At 62.1% G+C, this 22,591-nt stretch carries 29 protein-coding genes; 15 read left to right on the top strand and 14 right to left on the bottom strand.

Going from position 1 to position 22,591, the window contains the following annotated elements:
• Nucleotides 1-251: 251 nt before the first annotated feature.
• Together ACIPOO_RS14040 and ACIPOO_RS14035 are read right to left on the bottom strand one after the other, a co-directional pair.
• Complete coding sequence (locus tag ACIPOO_RS14040) at nt 252-578, bottom strand: helix-turn-helix domain-containing protein (RefSeq protein ID WP_274132837.1); 327 nt, start codon at nt 576-578, stop codon at nt 252-254.
• Nucleotides 562-816 (bottom strand): type II toxin-antitoxin system RelE/ParE family toxin, encoded by a 255-nt coding sequence (locus ACIPOO_RS14035; RefSeq protein ID WP_400607683.1) that lies wholly within the window; start codon nt 814-816, stop codon nt 562-564. The genes ACIPOO_RS14040 and ACIPOO_RS14035 overlap by 17 nt, the downstream gene beginning before the upstream one ends.
• A gap of 169 nt (nt 817-985) precedes the next feature.
• Here ACIPOO_RS14035 and ACIPOO_RS14030 point away from each other — a divergent pair, with 169 nt between their 5' ends.
• The gene (locus ACIPOO_RS14030; RefSeq protein ID WP_400607680.1) at nt 986-2,071 is read left to right on the top strand and encodes a CdaR family transcriptional regulator; all 1,086 of its coding nucleotides are present in this window, start codon (nt 986-988) and stop codon (nt 2,069-2,071) included.
• A 123-nt stretch (nt 2,072-2,194) separates the two neighbouring features.
• Here the strand turns inward: ACIPOO_RS14030 and ACIPOO_RS14025 are convergent, their stop codons facing one another.
• Together ACIPOO_RS14025 and ACIPOO_RS14020 are read right to left on the bottom strand one after the other, a co-directional pair.
• On the bottom strand, nt 2,195-3,400 hold the full coding sequence (locus ACIPOO_RS14025) for a diguanylate cyclase (protein WP_400607677.1): 1,206 nt from the start codon (nt 3,398-3,400) through the stop codon (nt 2,195-2,197).
• On the bottom strand, nt 3,391-3,690 hold the full coding sequence (locus ACIPOO_RS14020; protein WP_400607675.1) for a hypothetical protein: 300 nt from the start codon (nt 3,688-3,690) through the stop codon (nt 3,391-3,393). Before ACIPOO_RS14020 ends, ACIPOO_RS14025 begins: the two co-directional genes overlap by 10 nt.
• Between ACIPOO_RS14020 and ACIPOO_RS14015 the strand changes: the two genes are divergently transcribed.
• Together ACIPOO_RS14015 and ACIPOO_RS14010 are read left to right on the top strand one after the other, a co-directional pair.
• Nucleotides 3,677-4,813 carry a glycerate kinase gene (locus tag ACIPOO_RS14015; RefSeq protein WP_400607672.1) on the top strand — a complete coding sequence of 379 codons (1,137 nt, stop codon included), beginning with the start codon at nt 3,677-3,679 and terminating at the stop codon, nt 4,811-4,813. The genes ACIPOO_RS14020 and ACIPOO_RS14015 overlap by 14 nt on opposite strands.
• 91 nt (nt 4,814-4,904) lie before the next feature.
• Complete coding sequence (locus tag ACIPOO_RS14010) at nt 4,905-6,215, top strand: diguanylate cyclase domain-containing protein (protein ID WP_400607670.1); 1,311 nt, start codon at nt 4,905-4,907, stop codon at nt 6,213-6,215.
• A gap of 18 nt (nt 6,216-6,233) precedes the next feature.
• On the opposite strand, the gene ACIPOO_RS14005 is transcribed toward ACIPOO_RS14010, so the two are convergent.
• Nucleotides 6,234-7,763 carry an MFS transporter gene (locus tag ACIPOO_RS14005; RefSeq protein ID WP_400607668.1) on the bottom strand — a complete coding sequence of 510 codons (1,530 nt, stop codon included), beginning with the start codon at nt 7,761-7,763 and terminating at the stop codon, nt 6,234-6,236.
• A 238-nt stretch (nt 7,764-8,001) separates the two neighbouring features.
• On the opposite strand from ACIPOO_RS14005, the gene ACIPOO_RS14000 reads away from it, so the two are divergent.
• The gene (locus ACIPOO_RS14000) at nt 8,002-8,877 is read left to right on the top strand and encodes a LysR family transcriptional regulator (RefSeq protein ID WP_400607666.1); all 876 of its coding nucleotides are present in this window, start codon (nt 8,002-8,004) and stop codon (nt 8,875-8,877) included.
• Here ACIPOO_RS14000 and ACIPOO_RS13995 read toward each other — a convergent pair whose 3' ends face one another.
• Complete coding sequence (locus ACIPOO_RS13995; protein ID WP_400607663.1) at nt 8,878-9,735, bottom strand: NAD(P)H-binding protein; 858 nt, start codon at nt 9,733-9,735, stop codon at nt 8,878-8,880.
• Nucleotides 9,736-9,849: 114 nt separating this feature from the next.
• Between ACIPOO_RS13995 and ACIPOO_RS13990 the strand changes: the two genes are divergently transcribed.
• Nucleotides 9,850-10,755, top strand: coding sequence for a LysR family transcriptional regulator (locus ACIPOO_RS13990; protein ID WP_400607661.1), 906 nt, complete (start codon nt 9,850-9,852; stop codon nt 10,753-10,755).
• Nucleotides 10,756-10,762: 7 nt separating this feature from the next.
• Here the strand turns inward: ACIPOO_RS13990 and ACIPOO_RS13985 are convergent, their stop codons facing one another.
• On the bottom strand, nt 10,763-12,580 hold the full coding sequence (locus tag ACIPOO_RS13985; protein WP_400607659.1) for a monovalent cation:proton antiporter-2 (CPA2) family protein: 1,818 nt from the start codon (nt 12,578-12,580) through the stop codon (nt 10,763-10,765).
• 224 nt (nt 12,581-12,804) lie between these two features.
• On the opposite strand from ACIPOO_RS13985, the gene ACIPOO_RS13980 reads away from it, so the two are divergent.
• Complete coding sequence (locus ACIPOO_RS13980) at nt 12,805-12,993, top strand: hypothetical protein (RefSeq protein ID WP_274132848.1); 189 nt, start codon at nt 12,805-12,807, stop codon at nt 12,991-12,993.
• 347 nt (nt 12,994-13,340) lie between these two features.
• Complete coding sequence (locus ACIPOO_RS13975; protein WP_400607657.1) at nt 13,341-13,595, top strand: hypothetical protein; 255 nt, start codon at nt 13,341-13,343, stop codon at nt 13,593-13,595.
• Here the strand turns inward: ACIPOO_RS13975 and ACIPOO_RS13970 are convergent.
• Nucleotides 13,516-14,799: an NAD(P)/FAD-dependent oxidoreductase gene (locus tag ACIPOO_RS13970; RefSeq protein ID WP_400607654.1), complete on the bottom strand. Its 1,284-nt coding sequence runs from the start codon at nt 14,797-14,799 to the stop codon at nt 13,516-13,518. The genes ACIPOO_RS13975 and ACIPOO_RS13970 overlap by 80 nt on opposite strands.
• 139 nt (nt 14,800-14,938) lie before the next feature.
• On the opposite strand from ACIPOO_RS13970, the gene ACIPOO_RS13965 reads away from it, so the two are divergent.
• Nucleotides 14,939-15,970: an Ldh family oxidoreductase gene (locus ACIPOO_RS13965; protein ID WP_400607652.1), complete on the top strand. Its 1,032-nt coding sequence runs from the start codon at nt 14,939-14,941 to the stop codon at nt 15,968-15,970.
• Nucleotides 15,971-16,104: 134 nt separating this feature from the next.
• Entirely contained in the window at nt 16,105-16,320 is a 216-nt protein-coding gene (locus tag ACIPOO_RS13960; RefSeq protein ID WP_400607650.1) for a hypothetical protein, read from the top strand.
• A 37-nt stretch (nt 16,321-16,357) separates the two neighbouring features.
• On the opposite strand, the gene ACIPOO_RS13955 is transcribed toward ACIPOO_RS13960, so the two are convergent.
• On the bottom strand, nt 16,358-16,513 hold the full coding sequence (locus tag ACIPOO_RS13955; protein ID WP_274132852.1) for a hypothetical protein: 156 nt from the start codon (nt 16,511-16,513) through the stop codon (nt 16,358-16,360).
• A 190-nt stretch (nt 16,514-16,703) separates the two neighbouring features.
• On the opposite strand from ACIPOO_RS13955, the gene ACIPOO_RS13950 reads away from it, so the two are divergent.
• The 3 genes from ACIPOO_RS13950 (at nt 16,704) to map (ending at nt 18,164) form a co-directional block, all read left to right on the top strand.
• Nucleotides 16,704-17,042, top strand: coding sequence for a helix-turn-helix domain-containing protein (locus ACIPOO_RS13950; protein WP_400607648.1), 339 nt, complete (start codon nt 16,704-16,706; stop codon nt 17,040-17,042).
• Nucleotides 17,043-17,130: 88 nt separating this feature from the next.
• The gene (locus ACIPOO_RS13945) at nt 17,131-17,382 is read left to right on the top strand and encodes a ParD-like family protein (protein WP_274132855.1); all 252 of its coding nucleotides are present in this window, start codon (nt 17,131-17,133) and stop codon (nt 17,380-17,382) included.
• Nucleotides 17,379-18,164 carry a type I methionyl aminopeptidase gene (gene map, locus ACIPOO_RS13940; RefSeq protein WP_274132856.1) on the top strand — a complete coding sequence of 262 codons (786 nt, stop codon included), beginning with the start codon at nt 17,379-17,381 and terminating at the stop codon, nt 18,162-18,164. The genes ACIPOO_RS13945 and map overlap by 4 nt, the downstream gene beginning before the upstream one ends.
• A gap of 200 nt (nt 18,165-18,364) precedes the next feature.
• On the opposite strand, the gene ACIPOO_RS13935 is transcribed toward map, so the two are convergent.
• Nucleotides 18,365-18,619 (bottom strand): hypothetical protein, encoded by a 255-nt coding sequence (locus ACIPOO_RS13935; RefSeq protein ID WP_274132857.1) that lies wholly within the window; start codon nt 18,617-18,619, stop codon nt 18,365-18,367.
• A gap of 83 nt (nt 18,620-18,702) precedes the next feature.
• Nucleotides 18,703-18,927, bottom strand: coding sequence for a DUF6555 family protein (locus tag ACIPOO_RS13930; RefSeq protein WP_274132858.1), 225 nt, complete (start codon nt 18,925-18,927; stop codon nt 18,703-18,705).
• A 480-nt stretch (nt 18,928-19,407) separates the two neighbouring features.
• Here ACIPOO_RS13930 and ACIPOO_RS13925 point away from each other — a divergent pair, with 480 nt between their 5' ends.
• A complete protein-coding gene (locus ACIPOO_RS13925; protein ID WP_274132859.1) occupies nt 19,408-19,737 on the top strand; it encodes a hypothetical protein in 330 nt (109 codons plus the stop codon).
• Nucleotides 19,738-19,795: 58 nt separating this feature from the next.
• Here ACIPOO_RS13925 and ACIPOO_RS13920 read toward each other — a convergent pair whose 3' ends face one another.
• Nucleotides 19,796-20,860 carry an endonuclease/exonuclease/phosphatase family protein gene (locus tag ACIPOO_RS13920; RefSeq protein WP_400607643.1) on the bottom strand — a complete coding sequence of 355 codons (1,065 nt, stop codon included), beginning with the start codon at nt 20,858-20,860 and terminating at the stop codon, nt 19,796-19,798.
• A gap of 113 nt (nt 20,861-20,973) precedes the next feature.
• The gene (locus ACIPOO_RS13915; protein ID WP_274132861.1) at nt 20,974-21,225 is read right to left on the bottom strand and encodes a DUF1654 domain-containing protein; all 252 of its coding nucleotides are present in this window, start codon (nt 21,223-21,225) and stop codon (nt 20,974-20,976) included.
• Between the two features lie 203 nt (nt 21,226-21,428).
• Here ACIPOO_RS13915 and ACIPOO_RS13910 point away from each other — a divergent pair, with 203 nt between their 5' ends.
• Together ACIPOO_RS13910 and ACIPOO_RS13905 are read left to right on the top strand one after the other, a co-directional pair.
• Nucleotides 21,429-21,653 carry a YgdI/YgdR family lipoprotein gene (locus tag ACIPOO_RS13910; protein WP_274132862.1) on the top strand — a complete coding sequence of 75 codons (225 nt, stop codon included), beginning with the start codon at nt 21,429-21,431 and terminating at the stop codon, nt 21,651-21,653.
• 55 nt (nt 21,654-21,708) lie between these two features.
• A complete protein-coding gene (locus tag ACIPOO_RS13905; RefSeq protein WP_400607641.1) occupies nt 21,709-22,011 on the top strand; it encodes a DUF1883 domain-containing protein in 303 nt (100 codons plus the stop codon).
• Nucleotides 22,012-22,019: 8 nt separating this feature from the next.
• Here the strand turns inward: ACIPOO_RS13905 and ACIPOO_RS13900 are convergent, their stop codons facing one another.
• Nucleotides 22,020-22,289, bottom strand: coding sequence for a hypothetical protein (locus ACIPOO_RS13900; protein ID WP_274132863.1), 270 nt, complete (start codon nt 22,287-22,289; stop codon nt 22,020-22,022).
• Nucleotides 22,290-22,591 lie beyond the last annotated feature (302 nt).

Here is a 22,591-nt window from a genome sequence, read left to right as displayed (position 1 = left end):
CTCCCACGGTCTGTACTGCGGCTAACAGTCAGAAGCTGGCTTTTGGTCCCACCCACCCCTTCGAGTCCTACCATACAAGCTGGCTTGCCAGCGAAGGCGTAGGGCCAGTCGCCACAGGGTTGGATGACACACCGCTTTCGCGGGCAAGCCCGCTCCCACAGATTGCGCATTGCGCTGATCCCGAGATCGCCCCCGCCGGCAAGCCGTGCTGCTACAAATACGCATGTCAGGCCGATCCGATGGACGCCGCTTTAGATATCCAGCTGATCGGGGCGAATGCCGAAAGCTCTGGAAATCCTTTCACGGGTCAATTTGCGAGGGCGAGAAACCGACTCCTGCTGAGCATAAGCGGGCTGTGAGATTCCCAGTCGCCTGGCGACCTCATCCTGGGTCAGATCCAGGTACTCCCGCCAGGCGCGAATCGGCGTTGCACCTTCGACCATCAGGCTGACAACTTCATGGGGGATCAGATCGGCCCCACCGTGTTGACCGATATAGTCGTCGTAGGGGATGACCACAAACGCAGGCTTGCCGTCAGGGCCGTTGATGATTTGTACGTTGTTAGTAGGTGCGCTCATCGCGTTTCTTGACCTCTTGGACACTGACGATTCTGATACTGCCTTCCCAGTCGAACAAAACCCTATAGTCACCCACCCGCAGTCGGTAGCCGTATTGATGGTTGACCAGGGACTTGACGTTGGTCACATCTGGCATGGTCGCGAGCCCGCCCACGGCATCCCGGATCTGGAGCTGATGTTGTGAGTGCAATTTCAGGAGCTGCTTAACGGCTTTCCTTGTCCACCCGATCCTGTTCATATTTTCCTATAAGACTTTAATAAGTCTAGTCTTGATATTACTTATAATGGATGGGCCATGCTAGCGGTCAATCGCACTCGTACCAAGATTCAGGCAGACTCCACCCACCTCTAAAAACAATTCGTGATGTGTATGAACCCTCAAACCCCTCGCTGCGCGGACGTCTGCCATGTTTGCCCTTGACCACGCCCTGGCCCAGGACATCGTTGACCGGGCGATGGCGATTCTGCCGTGCAACGTCAATGTGATGGATTACCTGGGGATCATCATCGGCAGCGGCGAGGCTGAGCGGTTGTATACGCGGCATGAGGGCGCGCAGTTGGTGCTGGCCAACAGTCGGGTGGTGGAGATCGATTCCCATACCGCCAAGCGCCTCAATGGCGTGCGGCCGGGGGTGAATCTGCCGTTGATGCTGGATGACAAGCTGGTCGGCGTGCTGGGCATCACCGGCGAGCCGGACGAGGTGCGGGTCTACGGGGCGCTGGTGAAGATGACCGCCGAGATGCTGCTGGAGCATCGCAGGCAGCAGGCGGACCAGCAGTGGCGGCATCAGCGCAGTGAAGACCTGCTGTCCCGGCTGTTGCTGGGCGACAACCCCACGCACCTGATCGACGAAGCCGAGCAACTGGGCCTGCAACCGCAATTGCCGCGTCAGGCGGTGCTGATCGAGTTGCCCGAGGGCGCAGCTTATGCCGGGCAGGTGGCCGCCTGGCTCAATGGTCGTTATGCCAATAGCTGGTGTGTGTCCTGCGAGCCGGGCCTGGTGTACTGGTGCCGGGCGGCGGGCAAAGATCGCGAAGATGCGCTGCTGCTCGAGCAGTTCGACGAGCAGGGCTGGCCGGTACGGCGCATGGCCACGGCGGAGCCTTCCAGTGATCTGGCTTCGCTGCGCAACGCCTGTGCCGCCGCCCGGGACCTGCTCGATTATGCCCGCCACGTTCAGCCCGAGCGCAAGCTGCTGCGCCTGGCGGTGCATCGGCTGGCGGTGCTGTTCTGGCGCAACCGTGATGACTGGCTGGCCGAAGGCGTCGCCGAGCCGGTGTTGCGTCTGCAAGGCAACGGGCAATTGCTCGACACGTTGCGCGCCTGGTTCGATTACAGCGGGGAAAACCAGGCCTGCGCCGATGCCCTGGGCATCCATCGCAACAGCTTGCGTTACCGGCTGGAAAAGATCGCCGAGGTCAGCGGCTGCGATCCCTACCGCACCGACGATCTGTTGCGGCTGTACCTGGGGATGCAGATGCTGCCGCGCTGACATCGGTCGCACCGCAAACCCTGTAGGAGTGAGCTTGCTCGCGATTGGCGTTCGTCCAGTCACTGTGCGTCGCCTGATCGACCGGATCGCGAGCAAGCTCACTCCTACAGGGTCGAGGCGTTCTTAGAGATCTACGGCTTCAACGACTTCAACCCGCCCGCGCACCCGCTTGGCGCGGTACAGGGCCTTGTCCACCGCGCGCAGCAGGGTTTCGAAATCGGCGCGGCTGTCCATCGCCCCGGTCTGGGCAAGGCCTGCGCTGAAGCCGATCGGCAAGGGCAGCGATGGCGTGCGCGCTTCCTCGCTCAGCGCCTCGCGCAGCCTCCCCATGAAATGCTGGGCCTGGGCGATGTCGGTGCCGGGGAACACCAGCAGGAACTCCTCGCCACCCCAGCGCACGAACACGTCGTCCGCCCGCTTGAGCCGGTTGACCGTGCGGGCGAACAATTGCAGCGCCGCATCCCCGGTGGCGTGGCCGAACTGGTCGTTGATGCGCTTGAAGTTGTCCAGGTCGATCATCGCCACCGAGAGTGGATAGCGTTGCGTCGCGTTCTGCCGTCGTTCCTGTTGCAGGATGCTCGACACCGCCCCCCGGCGGTTGAGCGCGCCGGTCAGGGTGTCGGTGACGCTCAATTGCACCACTTGCTGGCGCAACTGCTCTTGCAGCATCAGGGCGAAGCTCAGGGTGAACAGGAACGAGACCATGAAATCCATCCCCAGAGCGGGCAGGGAAAACATGTCCGGCTCGCTGAAATCCAGGGCAGGCGGCGGATCCAGTGCCAGGGTGACGGTGGAGTGGGCATGAAACATCAATAATGCCACGTGCCCGGCCAGCAGCGCCCAGGCCCCGCGAAACTGCCTTCTCAAAGTCCAGGTCACCGCGAACTGAATGCCAATGGTGACGACGCACAACAGGAAAAACCACGGCAACATGAAGCCGTTGTGCAGCAGCACACTGGCCCCTGCGCCATACATCGCAAGTGGCGCCAGCAGGATGCGCCCATGCCAGCGCCAGTCGCGGCGGCGTTCGGCCAGTTGATGCAGGGCCAGGGTATGGCAGCCGATGGCTAGCAACAGTCCGGCGGTGTTGGCGATGAATGCCGTTTGCGGGGCAAGCAGGCCCAGCCACGCAGGACCCTGTGCAATGACGCCGGGCTGGAGCAGATCCACCGCGCGGTAGGCGGCCAGCACCAGGTCTCCGGCAATCCACCAATGCAGCGGCGCACGGTGGCTGCTGGTGCCGACATACGACAGGCACAGCATCAGCGTGGTCATGAGTCCGAAGGGAATGATGATGAACAGCAGGGTGACCGGATCGTTCAGCAGCATAAATCGACGGCTTTCATCGGCGAGGGACGGTCTGCGGGATGGCCAGAGACCTTAAATAAATAGTGGCTATATAGTGTCATAGTTGTCAGAAAAAGTGGCATTAAGACCTGCGACTCTTTTTCTATAGGTAAGAACCAGCACAGCGTCGATTGCCGGTCGTCGCGCCGGAGATTTTTGTTCATATGAACAACGCGGTTCATTGGGCGTTGTGCGACGGGCTGGCGGAAAATCTCGCCGCTAATGAGAAGATCGCGACTATCGGATAAGGAGAACAACATGAAAATCGTCATCGCCCCGGATTCCTTCAAGGACAGCCTCAGTGCCCAAGGCGTGGCCCAGGCAATCGCCAGCGGTTTGCGGGAAGTGTGGCCCGACGCGCAGCTTGTCGAGTGCCCCATGGCCGATGGCGGCGAGGGCACCATCGAAGCGGTGCTGGCCGCCTGCGACGGGCGGTGGATGCAGAACCAGGTGACAGGTCCTCTGGGCCACAGCGTTCAGGCGCAGTGGGGGTGGCTGGCCGAGACGCGCACCGCGATCATCGAGATGGCCATGGCCAGCGGTCTGCAATTGCTGACCCTGGAGCAGCGCGATGCCACCGTGACCACCACCTACGGCACGGGCGAACTGATCGCCGCCGCGCTGGATGCCGGTGCGCAGCGGATCATTCTGGCCATCGGCGGCAGCGCCACCAACGACGCAGGCACCGGCATGCTCGCAGCGCTCGGCGCACGCTTTCTCGACAGCCAGGATGAACCCTTGCCGCCGGGCGGCCTGGCGTTGGCGAAGGTTGCACGCATCGACGTCGATCATCTGGATGCGCGCCTGAAGGATGTGCAGTTCGAGGTGGCCGCCGACGTCAACAACCCACTGTGCGGCCCCCACGGCGCTTCGCACATCTTCGGCCCGCAGAAAGGCGCTTCGCCTGAGCAGGTGCTGGCGCTGGATGCCGCCCTGAAACACTTTGCCGAACACTCGGCGCAGGTGCTGGGCCGCGATGAGAGCGAACACCCCGGCAGCGGCGCCGCGGGCGGCATGGGCTTTGCGGCCAAGGCGTACCTGAGTGCGTCGTTCCGCCCGGGCGTCGAGGTGGTGGCGGACCTGACCGGCCTTGCCGACGCGCTTGAGGGCGCTGATCTTGTCATCACCGGCGAAGGCCGGTTCGATGCCCAGACCCTGCGCGGCAAGACGCCGTTTGGCGTCGCCAGAATCGCCCAGCGCAAGCAAGTCCCGGTGATTGTGCTGGCCGGCACCCTGGGCGACGGCTATGCCGACCTGTACGAGCACGGCATCAGCGCTGCCTTTGCCTTGACCAGCGGGCCGATGACCCTGGAGCAGGCCTGCCGCAACGCCGAAACCCTGCTGCATGACCGTGCCCGGGACCTGGCGCGGGTCTGGCGCCTGGCCGCACGCTGAGGCCCGCAACTTCCGTATTGCAGCCGGGCGGCTATGCTCTAACCCGAGCTCGCCCGCGTGAGGTTCTTGCCAGGGGCGCAAGAGACGCGGGATGCAGGGCAGGGAGGTGCAGGTGCAAGGTGCGGAACTGGAAGTTCTGGTGGTCGATGACCAGGAAGAAAACCTGGAGCAAATGCAGGAGTTGCTCGAAGACCTCGGCAGAACGGTTCGCTGTGCCGACTCTGGAGCCAAGGCGCTGACGTGTCTGGCCACGGGCAGGATCGGCCTGGTGCTGATGGACGTGCAGATGCCGGGCATGGACGGCTTCGAAGTCGCACGGCGGATGCGTGCCGACCCCGACACCCGTTTCACGCCGATCATTTTCATCTCGGGCATGCGCCAGACCGAGGAGGTGCTCGACCAGGGCTACTCCGCCGGCGCGGTCGATTTCATGACCAAACCTGTGCACCCCACGTTGCTGCTGCACAAGGCTCGCGTGCTGCTGGCCCATGATGGCTACCGGCGCGGGCTGATCCAGACCACGGCGCAACTGGAGCAGGCCCGGGCATTCAATGCCTCGATCCTGGACAACACCGCCGAAGGCATTCTGGTGGTCGACAGCACCGGCACCATCCGCTTTGCCAACCCGGCCATCACCCGCATGCTCGGCTGTTCCGGCGATGAGCTGCGGGGCACCCACCTGCTGGCCTGGGTGCAAACGCCACAGGAGCAGAGCTGGGCGGAGTCGATCTGGCGCGATCACTGGCAACGGGGTGAAAGCCTTCGCCTCCACGATGCCAACCTGCGTACCCGCCAGGGCCAGAGCGTGCCGGTGGCGTTGTCCTGCTCGCCATTACCGCAGGATCAGGACGCGATGACCATTCTGGCGCTGGACATGTCAGCGGTGCGCGAGCTGCACCTCAAGCTTGAAGCCCTGACCATCACCGATGCCCTGACCGGGCTGCTCAACCGCCGTGGGTTCGAGCAGGCATTGCAGGGGGCCATCGCCCGCAACCAGCGTTCAGGGCAGATGAGCGTGATGTTGTATCTGGATCTGGACGGCTTCAAACAGATCAACGATCAGTCCGGCCACGAGCGCGGCGACGAGGCGCTGCGCTGGGTCGCCAGCCAGTTGCAGGCGTGTCTGCGGCCCTATGACCGGCTGGCGAGGGTGGGCGGTGACGAGTTCACGGTCATCATCGAAGGCATCAACACCTCAGACGATGCCGCCGCTGTCGCCCAGAAACTGATCAGGCAGGTGTCGGCCGATCAGGAACGGTTTCGCCTGGGCGCCAGCATCGGCATCGCGTGCCTGCCGGACTGCGGCGGCACCGTGGAAGACTTGATGCGAGCCGCCGACTCGGCGATGTACGAGGCCAAGCAACGGGGCAAGGGGCAATACCGCTTCGCCTCCGGACAGTAACTGCAAAGCGGCGGCGCGTCAGGCGCTCGCCAGTTGCAGGGCTGGAATGGGTTTGCGCATCAGCGTGCCCACCAGCGCTGCGGCCAGCAGCCCGACGCAGCCTGCGACCCACAACACCGAACCGAAGCCTTGAACGAACGCCTGCTGCGCCAGCGGCTGCACCACCTCGCGGGCACCGGCATCGATCGCCTGCAATGCGGCACTCATGTCACCGGCCACCACCCGGGACGCAATGAACTGCGCCTGATCGAGCCAGTCCGGCGCGCCGTTGCGCAGGTTCAGGTTCAGAGCGCTCAGGGTGTGGCTGGCGAGCAATGCGCCGTACACGCCGACCGCCAGCATGATCGCGCTGAAGCGCATGGTGGTGCTCATCCCCGAGGCCATGCCGGTGCGTTCGCGGGGCACGCAGGCCATGATGTTTTTCTGCGTGTCGCCGTTGAGCAACCCCGCGCCTGCGCCGGTGACTGCCATGGCGATGGCGAAGGCGGGATAGCCGCCCATGGACGTGGCCACGGCGCACAGCAGGTTGCCGACGCTCACCAGCGTCAGCCCCAGGGCCATGATCGCCGCCGGTGACAGGTGCCGCGCAAGCCGGGGGCCCAGACGCGGGCACAGCAGCATGGTGATGGCGAACGGCAGCATTCCGAGCCCCGAACTGATGGCGCTGAAACCCAGCCCGTTCTGCAGGTAGAACGGCAGCAGCGTCATCATCACCTGGGCGCAACCGGCGTAGGCGAACATTCCCAGCAGGGCGCCGATGAAGCGCGGATGTTTGAACAGTTGCAGATCGACCATCGGCCGCTGCTGCAAGCGCTCGGCCACCACGAACAGCCCCAGCAGGGCGATGCCGCCCACCAGACGGGCGAAGGTCAGCGGGTTGTCCCAGCCGATGCGGTTGGCTTCGATCAGACCCCAGATCAGGCTCAGCAGGCTGGCGCTGAAAAACAGGCTGCCTACCGGGTCCAGCCGCGCCGATTGCTCGTTGCGCGACTCGCCGATGTTGCGCAGCACCATGCTCAGCAGCACCAGGCCCACCGGCAGGTTGAGGTAGAAAATCCAGCGCCAGCCGACCAGTTCGGCAATCAGCCCGCCGACCGTGGGCGCCGCCGTCATCGCCACCCCCATGCACGCGCCCCAGAACGCCCAGGCCTTGGCCCGTTCGGCTTCGTCGTGGAAGACGTGGCCGATGGTTGCCAGCGCCGAGGTCAACAGCAGGGCCGCGCCAACGCCCTTGATTGCGCGGGCGATGTCGAGAAACAGGATATCCGGCGCCGCGCCGCAGCCCACCGAGGCGAGAATGAACAGCACCAGGCCCGTGAGCAGCATCTTCTTGCGGCCGAAACGGTCCGCCAGGCTCCCTGCCGGCAGCAGGAGTGCGGCGAACGCCAGCATGTAGGCGCTGACCACCCATTCGATGTCGGCAAACCCGGCACCCAGGTCCCGCGCAATGCTGGGTAGCGTCACGGCGACGATGTTGGTATCGAGCACGATCAGCGAGCACACGCCGGAGGCGGTGAGCAGGGTCATGCGGGGGCTGGGTTGCGGCATGGCGGTGACTCCGGAGCGTGTTAGGTTTTGGCTAACGTATTTTCTACAGGTATTTTCAACGGTAGGAGCGCGCTTGCCCGCGACGGCGGTGTGTCAGACATCACAACGTTCAATGACGCACCGCTGTCGCGGGCAAGCGCGCTCCTACGGGGCTGATTTGATACGTACAGAATATCGCTGGATGGCTTATGCTTCGTTACCTGCCCTCGGCAATTTCATTACCTGCAAGGTAACGTCAATGGAAATCCGTCACTTTCGCTATTTCCTCGCGGTCGCCCGCCATCGGCACTTCACCCGCGCGGCCGAGCAACTGGGCATTGCGCCACCGACCCTGACCCGGCAGATCCAGGACCTGGAAAGCGCACTGGGCACCCGCCTGTTCGTACGCGAGCAGCGCGAAGTGCGCCTGACCGATGCCGGCCGTGCCTTGCAGATCGAAGCGGAGTTGGCGGTGCGCCAGTTCGAGACTGCCCAATACAACGTGCAGCGGGCCGGACGTGGGGAGGCGGGCCGGATCGAACTGGGCTACGTGGCCTCGGCGGTATTCTCCGGCGTGCTCCAGCAACAGGTCGGTCGCTTCCGGGAGCAGTACGCGGACATCGACTTCACCATCACCGAATACCTGATGCCGGTTCTGCCGAGAATGGTCGAGGAAGGGCGGCTTGACGTGGGCTTCATTCGCTCGCCCATGAGCCTGCCCGATTCATTGAGTGCGGTGAAGCTGCTGACCGAAGGCTTCGCCCTGGCGCTGCCGCACAGCTCCTGGCTGTGCAAGCTCAAGACCATCAACGCGCTCAATCTGCAGAACGAGACGTTCATTCTGCCCGAACAGATTTCAGGCACGCTCGAAGTTGCAGCCCAGGGCGGGTTTGCCCCGACCCTGGGGCCGCAACCGGGCACGCTGGTGTCGGTCATCGCGCTGGTGAGCATGGGGCAGGGCGTGGCGGTGGTGCCGGAGTCAGTGGTCGATCACATCCAGTTGCCCAATGTGCTGTATCGGCGCATCGAAGACTGCCACCCCACCTCGTACCTGTCCCTGATTCACCGCCGCTACGAGAAAGCCCCGGCCGTCACGCGCTTCATCGAGCACGTGAAAGCCGCTCGCCAGGCCTGATCAACGCGGCCGGTCCAGCAGTTGTTGCAGCGCGGTCCTGAGGCTGACCTGGCCCTTGCGCGGCAGCCCCTCGAAGCGAATCCAGCCTTCGTTGAAACCGTCGAGCATCTGCATGCGTGGCAGCGGGTTGCTCATGCCCTGAGCGGTGAACAGCGCATGCCAGGTGTCTCTGGGCACCGTCTGCATCGTTACCGGCTTGCCCAGCAACTCGCTGAAGGTGGCTGCAATCAGCGCGGGCGTGACCGGTTCCTCACCTTCGAGCTCCACGATGCGTTTGCCAAACCACTGCTCTTGCAGCAAGTCCGCGGCCACGCGGCCGACATCGGCGGTGGCAATCATGGGCACCGGCTTGTCCAGGGGTTGCAGGAAACTTGGGATGGTGCCGTTTTCGACCGCTGGGTCTATATCCCACTGGCAGTTCTCCATGAACCAGCCGGGCCGCAGGAACGTCACGGGCAACTCCAGCGTCGACAGGCTCTGTTCCAGCAATTGCAGCTGGTTGAGCAAGTTGGGCTGGGTGGCCTGGGCGCCAATGGTCGAGATGCACACCACCTTGCCGGGACGGGCGGTGGCCAGGGCTTCGTGGAGGTTGGCGATGACCTGGCGGGTCTCCGGGAAGCCGGGCTGAGGTGAGAAGTTGGGCGGCAGCAGGATGAACACCGCCGTGCTGTTCTGGAAGGCCTGGGTCAGGGCGCAGACATCGTCGACGTCAGCCACTGCGACCTCACAGCCTTTTTGTGCCCAGGCGCTGCCTTTTTCCGCGCTGCGCACCACGGCGCGCACCGGCTTGCCTGCCGCCAGAAGGTTACGCGCCACTTCACCGCCCACTTGCCCGGTCACGCCCATGATCGTGTACATGCATTCATTCCTCAAAAGGGACGACCCGATGTCGCCATTGCCGCAAATAGTGCGCGGTGGCGATGGATTCTCCGATAGCATGGGTGTCATTGAATTCATGCCGAGAAATCATCAATGAGCTTCGATGCACGTTTGGCCAGCGGTATGGGGGTGTTGTCGGCGGTGGTGGACACCGGCAGCTTCGTCAAGGCTGCCGAGGTGCTGGACATGACCCAGTCCGGGGTCAGCCGCGCCGTCGCCCGGCTCGAATCGCGACTGGGCATCCGCCTGTTCGACCGCACCACGCGCTCGGTCAAGCTGACCGATGAAGGGCGCCGCCTGTACGAGGAAGTGGCGCCACTGCTGGCCGGGCTGGAGGAGGCCGCGACCCAGGCGTCGGGCAGTGCCACGGCGGTGCGCGGGCGGTTGCGGGTCAATGTCGATCCTTATTTCTCGCGGCTGATCCTGGCGCCTGCGCTGGGGGATTTCATGGCGACTTACCCTGAGCTGGAACTGGATCTTGTTACCCGCGATGAACTGGGTGACCTGGTGGCCGATGGGGTGGATCTGGCGGTGCGCTTCGGCGAACAGCCGTCTTCGTCGCTGATCGGCCGTCAATTGCTCAAGACTCGCGTGCTGACCGTGGCGTCACCGGCCTATCTGGAAAAACATGGCCGGCCACAGCATCCGAGCGATCTGCAAGATCCCCGGCACGTCTGCATAGACTTCCGCGATCCTCAGACCGGGCGGCCATTTGCGTGGGAATTTCAGCGTGAGGGCGAGCGATTGGTCCTCAACACCCGCAGGCGGTTGATGGTCAATGACGTAGGCACCATGCACCGCATCTGCGAGCAGGGGCAGGCGGTGGCACAGGTGCTGGCGCTGGGTGTGGAACCGGCGATTCGGGAGGGGCGGCTGGTGGAGCTGTTTCCCGACTGGCCGGACGAGTACTTCCCGCTTTACGCGCTGTACCCGTCGCGGCACTTGCCGCCCGCGAAGGTGCGGGCTTTCCTGGAGTTTGTGGTGTCTCTAAGCCGCTAACTGGCGGTCAGTGGCGGGCCGCCTGTTCGGCTTCCTCGTCGATCCGGTCGGATTCGAACAGTTCGGCCAGCTCCTTGCGGGCCTCCAGCGCGCTTTGCATGACCTTGGTCGCATCGTCGTAGATCAGGTGCTGGCGGTTGAGCACCTGTTCGTCGTGACGCTTGAAGCGGCTGATCCGCGCCGCTGCCTGTGCTTCCGTCAGGCCCAGGCCGATCAGCGTGCGGCGGGTCATTTCCAGGCTTGAGTAGAAGGTTTCCCGCACCGCCTCGGCGTCCAGATCCAGCAGGCGATGAACGTGCTGACGGTTACGGGCGCGAGCGATGATCTTCAGGTGCGGGTAGAGCTTGCGCACCAGCTCCGCGGTCTTGATATTGGTGTCCGGATCGTCGGTGGCGATGACGAAGTATTCTGCCTGGTCGACCTTGGCCGCGCGCAGGATTTCCGGACGCAGCGGGTCGCCGTAGAACACCGGCACATTACCGAAACTGCGGGTGAACTCGATCATCTCCACCGAGGTGTCCAGGGCAATGAACGGGATGTTCTGTGCACGCAGGATACGCGCCACGATCTGCCCCATGCGGCCCATCCCGGCGATCACCACCCGTGGATCGTCCGAGTCGATTTCCTTGTATTCCTCCGGCACTTCCTTGACCACGGGCTTGGGTTTGAGCCAGCGAGCCATGACCAGCAACAGCAGTGGCGTCAGCGCCATCGACAGGGTGATGGTCAGCACCAGCGTGTCGTAGAGCGCTGCGTCGAACAGGCCCTGGTCACGGCCGATCTTGAACACCACGAAGGCGAATTCACCGCCGGCAGCCAGCACCAGGCCCAGACGCAGCGCGCTCTGCTTGCCCAGGCCACCGGCCAGGCGGCCGACGACGAACAGCAGCGGCAGTTTCAGGCCGATGAGCAGCAGGGTCAGGCCCAGTACGGTGAGGGGGGGGTCGATCAGCAGGCCAAGATTCGCACCCATGCCGACGCTGATGAAAAACAAGCCCAGCAGGAGGCCCTTGAAGGGTTCAATCTGCGATTCCAGCTCATGACGGTATTCCGAGTCGGCCAGCAGCAGGCCGGCAAGGAAAGCGCCCAGGGCCATGGAGACGCCGACCAGGTCCATCAGGTACGCGGTGCCGATGACCACCAGCAGTGCGGTGGCGGTGGACACCTCCTGCAGCTTGGTCTTGGCGACGATGCGAAACACCGGGCGCAGCAGGTAACGACCGCCGATCACCACCACCGCGATACCGCCGAGCACTTGCAGGCCGTGACGCAGCGAATCGCTGCTGGAGGTGGCATGGTCGCCGCCGGCAAGCATTGGCACCAGCGCGATCAGCGGGATTGCGGCAATATCCTGAAACAATAAGATCGCAAAGGCCAGGCGACCATGGGGCGCGTTCAGTTCCTTGCGCTCGGCCAGGCTTTGCAAGCCAAAGGCGGTGGACGACAGCGCCAGGCCCAGGCCCAGCACCACGGCGCTGTTGAGCGGCTGGCCGAAGACGAGCAGGGCGACCGTGCCGATCACCACCCCTGTCAGCAGCACCTGCGCCAGGCCCACGCCGAACACCGACTTGCGCATGACCCACAAGCGTTTGGGCGACAGTTCAAGACCGATGATGAACAGCAGCAACACCACGCCAAGTTCGGAAATATGGGCGACGCTCTGGGGGTTGCCGATCAGGCCAAGCCCCGAAGGGCCGATGATGACGCCTGCGATCAGGTAACCGATCACGGCGCCCAGTTGCAGACGTTTGGCCAGGGGGACGGTCACGACTGCGGCGAGCAGAAACACGACTGCGGCCTGTAGCAGGCTGCCTTCATGGGGCATTGGGAACTCCTAGGTCCGACAGAAAGAAGATGGAACAGAATTAAACGTTCACGAACGTAAAGTGCGCGTATTAAACCACGCAAAAGTGACAGCGAGCTTCGCCCGAGACGCTTCGCCGCAGTGCCGCGCGGCGCTTCGGGATGCGGGCGCCCCCGCGACGGCGTAAGATGTCAGGCGATTTTTGCATTGCGCAAACGATTCGATCCGCCTTCAGGAAACCTGCAATGACCATCAAACAGCGTCTTATCTACTCGATCATCATCGCCCTGGCCGTGCTCGGGATCATGCTCGGCCTCTCGCACCTGCAGCAGATCGGCGTGCTCGACCAGAAGACCTTCCAGTACATCGCCATGGCCATCGCCGTGGTCGTCGTGGTCATCAATGGCATCATGCGCCGCAAGGTCAAACGCTGAGGCGGATCGCAGTTCAACCCACCCGTAGCAGCACGGCTTGCCGGCGGGAGCGATCTGGAGGACGTCGACGCCGGCAAGCCGGACTGCTACGGGTCTCGTGACCCCAACCCTGTAGGAGTGAGCTTGCTCGCGATGGCGTCCTTGAGATCGCCCCCGCCGGCAAGCCGTGCTGCTACGGTCGGTGGTCACCCAACGCCTTTGATCTCGATGCGCGACGTCAATGCGCGAGCCCCACCCGTCAAACACCGCCACTCGTATTGCAAGGTTACAGAACCGTCTTTGAACTCTCCTGCATTGCCCTCCAGAATTGCCCACGGCGTCAGCCCGCACCTGCAATTGGAGTTCACATGTTCAAGACAATCACTGCGGCCATCCTCGCCACCTCCGGCCAGCCTGCCACCCCGGTCGCGCCCGCTGGCAAACCGTGCTCCAGTTGGGTCACCATCGGAACCGCGACCGAGAAGGCCGAGCCCATCGGCTACACCGAGATCTACCGGATCGAGCCCGACGACGCCGATCCACTCACCTGTGACCTGCCCATGTGCCTGCAAGTGGTGCCTGGCCGCGAAAACGAGCCGGACTGTAGGGCGCAGGATCAGTAAAGGTCGGCGCGCCCGCCATCATCTGCGCCAGTAATCGACCCGTCACCGGCCCCAGGGTCAGCCCATGGTGAGCATGGCCAAAGTTGAACCACAGCCCCTTGTGCCCAGGCGCCGGTCCGATCACAGGGCGCATGTCCGGCAGGCAAGGCCTGCGTCCCAGCCAGGGTTCGGCATCCAGGCGTTCCCCCAGCGGATACAGCGTGCGAGCGAGCGCCTCGCAGCGGCGCAACTGGATCTCGTTGGGCGCTGCGTCACTGGGTGCGAACTCGACGCCTGTGGTCAGGCGGATCCCGCGCGCCATGGGCGCCAGCACGTAACCTGCCTGGGCATCGATCACCGAGTGCTGCAACTGGGCCCCCGGTTGCGTGGCGTAGTGCATGTGGTAGCCGCGCTTGATCGCCAGCGGAATGTGATAGCCCAGGGCTGAAAATACGTCCGCCGATTGCGGCCCCAGCGCGACGACCACGTCAGTCGCATTGACCGCTCCTTCCTCGCTCTGCACCTGCCAGCCATCACCCTGCTGACGCAAGCTGCGCGCATCACCCTTGAGCAATACGCCACCGCGCTGCACGAACAGGGCTGCATAACCGCGCACCAGCGCACCAAGGTCGGTCACGCTTTTCGGGTCCAGCCAGTGGATGCCCCCGACCACCCCGTGCAGATCAGGTTCGCGCTCGCGCAGTTGCTCGGCATCAAGGATGTCGAAGCGCAGCCCGTACTGGTCATAGGTTCTGGCATCCGCTGCGGCCAGGTCGAATTCCTTTTGATCGCGATAGAACTCTATCCAGCCCCTGGCGCGAAACAGCCCGGTCATCCCAGACGCCTCGGCCAGCAGGTCATGCTCATCGACGCAGCGCTGAATCAGCGGCTGCATGGCCAGGCTTGCCTTGGCCAGATTGGCCGGCGAGGACTGGCGCCAGTACTCGAGCAGCCAGGGCGCGAGCCTTGGCAGGAACGCCGGGCTGAAACGCATCGAGGATTGCCGGTTGAGGCCGTAGCGCAGCAACCGCGACCATTCTCGGGGGAAGGCATAAGGAATGATGCTGGAACGCTCGATCAGCCCCGCATTGCCATGGCTGGTGCCGCGGCCCGGTTCATCGCGGTCGAGCAGCACGATGCGCTGGCCTGGAGCTTGCATTTGCAGATGAAGCGCGGAACAGACGCCAACGATTCCGGCGCCCAAAACGAGGGTCTGACAATCCATGGAACGATCCTTGATCGGCAATGAGCAAAGGTTGGGCAACGAGCAGGTCGGCAGTTTACCCGGTTGTCGCGGCGCAGTACTCTCCATGCGCGCACCTTCTGTTCGACCTCCACTTCCAATAATCACACCGGAGCTTCAGATGTCTTCACCCCGCGATTCCGCTCACACCCAGACGATTTCCTTCAGCGAACTGACGCAATTGCTCACCCAGGTATTCGTGCGCAACGGCACATCCCCGGAGGTCGCCGCTGTGTTGGCGGAAAACTGCGCCAGCGCTGAGCGCGACGGCTCCCACAGCCACGGTATTTTTCGGATCAAGGGCTATCTGTCTTCACTGGCGGCGGGCTGGGTGAACGGGCACGCGGTGCCGAAGGTGGAAGATGTGGGCGCAGCGTTCGTGCGCGTCGATGCAGGCGGCGGTTTTGCCCAGCCCGCGATGCAGGCGGCCAAATCGCTGTTGATCGAGAAGGCCCGGACGGCTGGCATCGCAATTCTGGCCATCCGCAACTCTCACCATTTCGCCGCACTCTGGCCGGACGTCGAGCCCTTCGCCCAAGAGGGGTTGGTGGCGTTGAGCGTGGTCAACAGCATGACCTGCGTGGTGCCGCACGACGCGCAAAAACCACTGTTCGGCACCAACCCTATTGCCTTCGCAGCCCCCAGGGCCGGCGGGCAACCCGTTGTCTTCGACATGGCCACCAGCGCCATCGCCCATGGCGACGTACAGATTGCCGCGCGCGAAGGTCACATGCTGCCGCCGGGCATGGGCGTGGACCGTGCAGGGCAGGCGACCGAGGACCCCAAGGCCATTCTCGATGGCGGGGCGCTGCTGCCGTTCGGTGGCTACAAGGGTTCGGCGCTGTCGATGATGGTCGAGCTGCTCTCGGCGGCCCTGACCGGCGGCAACTTCTCGTTCGAATTCGACATGTCCAGCACCCCCGGTGCCCAGACGCCCTGGACAGGACAGACGATTATCGTCATCGACCCGGACAAGGGCAGCGGCCAGAGCTTTGCCCAGCGCAGCGAGGAACTGGTCAGGCAGATGCACGGTGTTGGCCAGCGACGCATGCCGGGGGATCGCCGTTATCGTCAGCGTGAGCGCTCGCTGGCAGAGGGGATCGTACTGTCGGTCGCCGACCTTGAACGTTTGAAGGCACTGGCCACCGCCTGATGCCCGGCGGTGTGTCCTGTCTGGCGGTTTCACGCGCCGGGCAGGGCATGACCGCTCGTCGAATCGGCACTTGCGTTTGCAGGTCGATAAAAATACTGTATGTTTAAACAGTATTCGAGAAAGAGGCATCGACCATGCAATCGACCATCCAAATGAATCAAGTCATCGCCCACACTTCATTCTCCGCGCAGGCATCGGAAGCCACGTTCAGCAGCGTCTGGGGCAATGAGATGCAGCGCGAGGATTTTCTGGCTTTGGCGGCGGGCGTTCGCCAGTTCAGCGCTGACATGGCCCTGGTGGCCGGCAACGCTGATTATCCATCGGAAAGCGTGCAGCGCGCGGCAGAGTGATTCTGCCCGCGCAGGCGGATGTCGAGCCTTGCAGGGCTCAGTTTTGCTGGGGCAGCGGTACTGCGACCGGGGCTTCCTGAGTGGCCAGGCTGTCGGCGTCAGGCTGGCGCCGTTTGCCGGTTCTGATCAGGCTCAGTGCGATCAGCGTACCAATGACCGACAACACGCACCAACCTAGCAAAAATGTGATCACGTCTGGTTCTCCGAACTGCAGAAATCGGGTTGCCATTGCAAATGGCAAACTGTCCATCCGAATCTATCGGCCTGCTCCGGGATTCCATGAGGCCCAAAAGCGCGCAGCTTGAACAATTGTCGGGTAGATGGCAACTCCCTCGGACCAATGGGGTCTTGGTTTAGACACAACCCGTTTCGAGGCCCGTCTGATGAAAGATCTTGGTACCCGCTTGAAAGAAGAGCGCAAACGCCTGGGGCTCTCGCAACAGGAGTTCGGGGCCATTGGCGGTGTTGAAGCCAATGCCCAGGGCAAATACGAGAATGGCGAGCGCATTCCGCGTGCCGACTACCTCGTCGCGTTGGGCAAGAAAGGGATGGACGTGCTGTACGTGGTGTCGGGCGAACGCACACCCCTGACCATGGACACGCTGAACGACGCGGAAAGGGCAATCATCACCCACTACCGGGCGCTCAACGAAGACGATCAGGAGGCCATCTCGCAGTTGGCCACGTCGTTGTCCGAGTGTGCCCCCGAGCCTGCGAGCTAGCCTGCGCATGTGTTACCCATACTGACAGCGAGCTTGTGAAGCAGTATACGAAACGTATATGCTTCGTATATTCATCGCGAGGTCATTTATGGGACTGGTCAAGATTTCCGAACACATGCACGCTAACATCCGCTCGGCCAGCGCTGCGCTGAGCCGCTCCATCAATGCCCAGGCCGAGCACTGGATGCGCGTCGGCATGCTGGCAGAGCTCAACCCGGGTCTGAACTACAGTGACATCTGTCAATTGCTGATTCGCGCCGAAACCTCGGGCCACGCGCTGCATGGGCTACAGCCCGACGAGACGGTCAGCGAACCTCAGGTCAAGGCGGTGCTGCAATGAGCGTCAGCATCAAGAGCGAAGCCGATCTGGTCGGTCTGAGGGTAGCGGGGCGCCTGGCTGCCGATGTGCTGGCCATGATTGGCCCTTATGTAAAGCCGGGTGTCAGCACCGAAGCCCTCGATGACATCTGCAATGCCTACATCGTCAACGAGTTGAAGGTTACGCCAGCCAACGTCGGCTACCACGGCTTCACCAAGACCACCTGCATTTCGCCCAACACCGTGGTGTGCCATGGTATTCCGAGTGCGGACGATATTCTCAAGGAAGGTGATATCGTCAACATCGACGTGGCGGTCATCAAGGATGGCTGGTACGGCGACACCAGCCGCATGTACTACGTCGGCGAAGTCAGTCCGCTGGCCCGGCGTCTGGTGGAAACCACCTACGAAGCCACGCTGGCAGGTATTCACGCGGTGCGCCCTGGCGCGACCCTGGGAGATATCGGCCACGCGATCCAGACCGTGGCCTATCGCGAGGGCTTCAGCGTGGTGCGCGAGTATTGCGGGCACGGCATTGGCCGCAAATACCACGAAGAGCCTCAGGTGCTGCATTACGGTGCTGCAGGCAAGGGCCTGAAACTCAAGCCCGGCATGGTGTTCACCATCGAGCCGATGATCAACGCCGGCAAGCCTGGCACCCATGTGCTCGATGACGGCTGGACCGTGCTCACCCGCGACCAGTCCCTGTCGGCGCAGTGGGAGCATATGGTGGCGGTGACCCAGACCGGCTTTGAACTGCTGACCCCGTGGCCGGATGGCACTGGCAGCTACCCGCCGGTGTGAGGCAGAACGCCTCCAGACGAATTAAGACACAATTGATTCAGTGACGAAAAAGCGACCCAGCTTGTAGTCTTATTCTCGTTCCCCTGGAGTGCTGCCCCTGACCGGCTCATGGATGATCAGGCGTGCAGCACTTGGGGAGAACACCAGACCGTTACCCAGTAAAAAACCGGCCTTAGCCGGTTTTTTACGTTCAGGGCAGGTCAGCCCTGGAGCTGTTTGGCCGCATCGACGCCCGCAGAGCTGAGCTTGACCGGGTATTTCAGCGTGCGTTCGCCTTTGGCGGGGCTGTCAACGCAACCGTCATGAATCAGGCCTGCCTGCTGCAGGTGTTCCAGGGTGTCGGCAACGGCGTGCTCTCCTCGGTAATTGTCCAGCACCTCCTTGCCAAGGCCGCCTGGGTGGGCGTGCAACAGTCGGGTAAGAACCTCTTTCTTCAGCGTGTTGTCGATGGTCATATCTTCCTCGCTTTGCTGGTGTAATGAGCGCTGCTTGTAGATACCGACCACCGCATCGGGCGTTGGTTTGGACTTTTATCGTTTCAGGCGCGTTTCCATTGAACCTGAGTCACGCCAAGCCCTTCGGCATGGCGCATGGCGAGCCGCAAGGGGCCTGCGGTGAAGGTGCCGTCCAGATCGCCCACACCTGCGTGCAGGGTGGCGAAGTGCAAGGCTTCGCTTTCGCACAGGTGCCGTGCGTGGTGGGAAAATTGTCTGGATTCGCCGCGAAACTGGTAATGAATTTCAAAATCCCTAGAGTCATTCATCGTCATCTGGCCTGTGGGGCGTCGTGCACGCCGCTCTGAAATTGAGTACTTCCTGATGTACCTGACAGAATGCCTACCCCATGCATCAGGGGTGCTGTCACTTCATTTCGAGATCGATACAGGCTGTATCAATACATTGCCCGGGATCGTGCCGCGTTTTCTCTGCCTGAGACGAGTAGCTGCACATGCTGTGCATTGGCTACCGACCGCGAGAGAATTGCATTGTTTGGCGGGCTTTTGAACCGGTGGCCGATGAGCGGCCTTGTGCCATATCTGTTTGGATGGACAGTTCTATCCGAAGCGTCGAAGCAATGTGTAACTGCACGTGTTTGGATAGACATTGCCCGGCGTCGCAGGTGCGTGACGTCGCTGAAGCAGGCTAATCGAAATGTTTTGTGAAAAAAGGCAATCTGATGGCCCGCATGGGTCCTGTTTTCTGAAAAAATCCTTTCTTTTCAGGCAATTCCGGGACGAGGGCGTATGCGTAGAATGGGTTTGGGCGTGGTGGCGTTTATCTTGATGGCGGCAGCGTTGCCGGCCGAGGCCCGGAGCATCAGCAAGAACGACCAGCAAGTCTGCAAATGGGGCGCTGGCGTGGCGCAGACTGCCCAGCAATCCAAGCTCTCAGGCACCACGCTGTACAGCGCACGCAAGAAGTTGCAGGGCAAGCAATATCCCAAGCCGTGGATGCGCAAGATGGCGGTGGGCATCACCGAGCAGACCTACAAGAGCCGTTCACGCCTCAAGCCTTCGGCAGTACGCCAGACCTACTACGAGGGCTGCATCCAGCACGATCTGGCGCGCAAATAACACCCGCCATGCCGTATGACCGGAAGGTGGCTTGCGCCCCTCCCGGTCGTCCCCTCGATCAGTGGCAGTTCCCGGCCAGGCGATAGTGCTGCGCTTCGGCGGCTGCCGCGTTGGCGAACTCGACGCGGTTCTGCTCGGCAATGGCGTCATAGGACGGGCAACCCGGGCGGTGATAAACCATGGTCTTCCTGTTGCCGCGAATGGCCACGGTGAGGTTTTTCCCGCTGTCGTTGGCGGCTGTCGAAGGCTTCATCGGGTTGGGCAGCGGTGCCTTGGCCTGAGTTGGCGCGGTGGCCTGGCTGCCACCACTGAAGTTCGCGCTGATGAACACCGGTGCATGGTCCGACACACTGTCGCGCCCTTGCGCATGGGTCATGCCCAGAAATTTCGGGTAGTTGAAAATCTGCACGTTGTTGACCCGTATCGCCGAATTCTTGCTGACGAAAATGTTGTCGTACAGGTTCGAAAACTTGCCGTCGGTGGTCGACAGCGTGCTCGCCCCGGTCAGCACCAGCGGCTTGGCGCTGGCATCCAGATTGCCCCAGGCAGGGGAGGTCGGTGGCGTGTTGAAGTCACCCATCAGCATGATCTGGTTGTTGCCAGGGTAGGTGTCTTTCAGCCAGGTCCAGTAATCGGACAGCGCGGTGATCTCCGAGGCGCGGTCGGCCTGGCTCTTGCCATACAGGATATGGACCGTCGCCACCACGAACGTGGTGCCGTCCTTGAGTGACTTGAAACGGGCGGAGTAAGGCTCTCGCTCGAAGGTGTCGTTGCGGTCCAGGTAAGTCACCGCGCCGTCTTCATAGGCCACCACGTCGTCACGCCAGACGAAACCGTACATTTCCTTGTAGGACTTACGCCCCACGGCGTGAGAGGCCATGGCGCTCCAGTGCTTGCCGGTCTGCTTGCTCAACTCCTTGGCCAGCGCATCCAGCGCCTCTTCGTTCATCAATTCCTGCACGGCCAGAAAGTCGACCTTCTGCGCGACCTTGGCGATGCCTTGAAAGTCCTTGTTGGGGCGCACGCTCAGGTGCTCCAGGTTCCAGGTGCCGATATTGACGTCGGCGCTCGCGTTTTGCAGAAAAGAAAGGGCCAGCAACAGCGAAACAAAAAATCTGAACATCATTTACCAACTAGAGGCTTGATCAAACGAAAGCCGAACGAGCGCGGGTCTCGTCGGCGGGTGGATTTACAGGGGGATGCGGGCGAAGGAAACGCAGGTCAGGCCTGCACGAATCAGTCTTCCCTGGGCACGGTCCAGAAGATCTGCACGCCGCCATCATCGCGCCAGGCGAGGGTGACGTTGTCGTTCTCGGCGATCTCCTCCAGCAACTGGTTCCAGTCATCTTCCTGCTCGTCCGCCAGGCGGAAGATCAGGGCAGAGCGGGAGCGCTGTGCCGTGGGGGCGTTGATGATTTTCTGGATGCGTACGCCCAGGCGTTCGTAGGAACCGGACAGGGCGGCCGCTGAAGAGGTGGTGTCAGACACGAAGAAATCCCTTGTTATTGCTGTACGTGCATACAGTATTTCAGAGTGGGACGTTTCGCAACATCGACGTAAGACAAAGTCTCACGAGGCTGTGGTCCGTTGATTTCATCATTCATTTCCCGCCAGCGAACCAAAGTCGATCAAACCGATCAGATTCTCTGTTGGCGATTCGGTTCGCGATGATCGGAAATAAAGGAGTTGTCATGAATATCAAAGGGTTGGGGCTGTGCGCGGCACTGATCGGTTGCACCCTGCTGGCCGGATGCTCGACTGCCACGGTGGTGACCTTGCAGAACGGCACGCAATACGTGACCAAGGACTTGCCCAAGACCAAGAGCGACGATGGTTTCTACGAGTTCAAGGACATTTCCGGGAAGACCGTGAAGGTCCGGGCAGACGAAGTTGCCACGGTGAAGGAAGAGGACTAAGCCAAAGGGTGCCGTGATATTCTGGCACCCAGGCTTTTATTCTTGGAAACATCCCGTGAAATTCATCCACCAGCGCGAACACCTCAACGAAGACGACATTGTTGTCATCGAGTGTTCCAACACCTGCAACATCCGCCTCATGAGCGACGCCAATTTCCGCAGTTTCAAGAATGGCGGGCGCCACACCTATCACGGCGGCGCGTTCGACCGGTTTCCGGCGAAGATCGTGGTGCCCAGCACCGGTTTCTGGAACATCACGATCGACACCGTGACCCAGAGGGCGATCAGCGTGACCCGCAAGCCGAACGTCAAACACTCGATCAAGATCGTTCGACGTTCAGGCTCAAGGCTGGGCTGAAGCGCGGCTCAACCGTAATCGCGGAACCTGACCGCAGGCGCGGCAATCGAGTCGGTTCGCTTGCCGAACTGGGACCGGATGCGTGAAATCTCGGCGCGGATCCTGTCGCGGACCTGCATCTGCTGCTCCTGCGACAGGGATTCATACCACTGCCGTTGAGCCTCCCGACTCTTGCCAATCGCACCTGAACCGGGAAGGGAAGAAATCATCGACGCAATGAAGTCCGAGGCCGGATCTGATCCTTCCTCGGCGCGTGTGTCCGTTACGGCCGGGTCCATCGTTGTTGTTCCCCACATCCATCGAAATAGTGCGACACCGCTGCCAGCGTGGCGCTGCCTGACGGCGGGCATATTAGCGCAGCCGCACTGATTACAGTCCCTGGGTGCGAATAATATTTCTATTTGAGTCTAAGCTCACAAAGGCTTGCAAAGGTCAGGCATTTCAGCGGTTGCGGTGCCTGCGCAGTTGACAAAGCATTGAGCGATTGCCCATAGTTTCGACCACGCAAACGTTTGCTTCTGGTCAGCGTTGCCAAAAATGACCCGCATTCGTTGCCGATACAATAATCATAAATATCGGA

It is taken from the genome of Pseudomonas sp. NPDC090201 (assembly GCF_044746825.1).
Classification (GTDB): Bacteria; Pseudomonadota; Gammaproteobacteria; order Pseudomonadales; family Pseudomonadaceae; genus Aquipseudomonas; species Aquipseudomonas putida_AD.
This window is presented reverse-complemented; position numbering and strand designations above follow the sequence as displayed.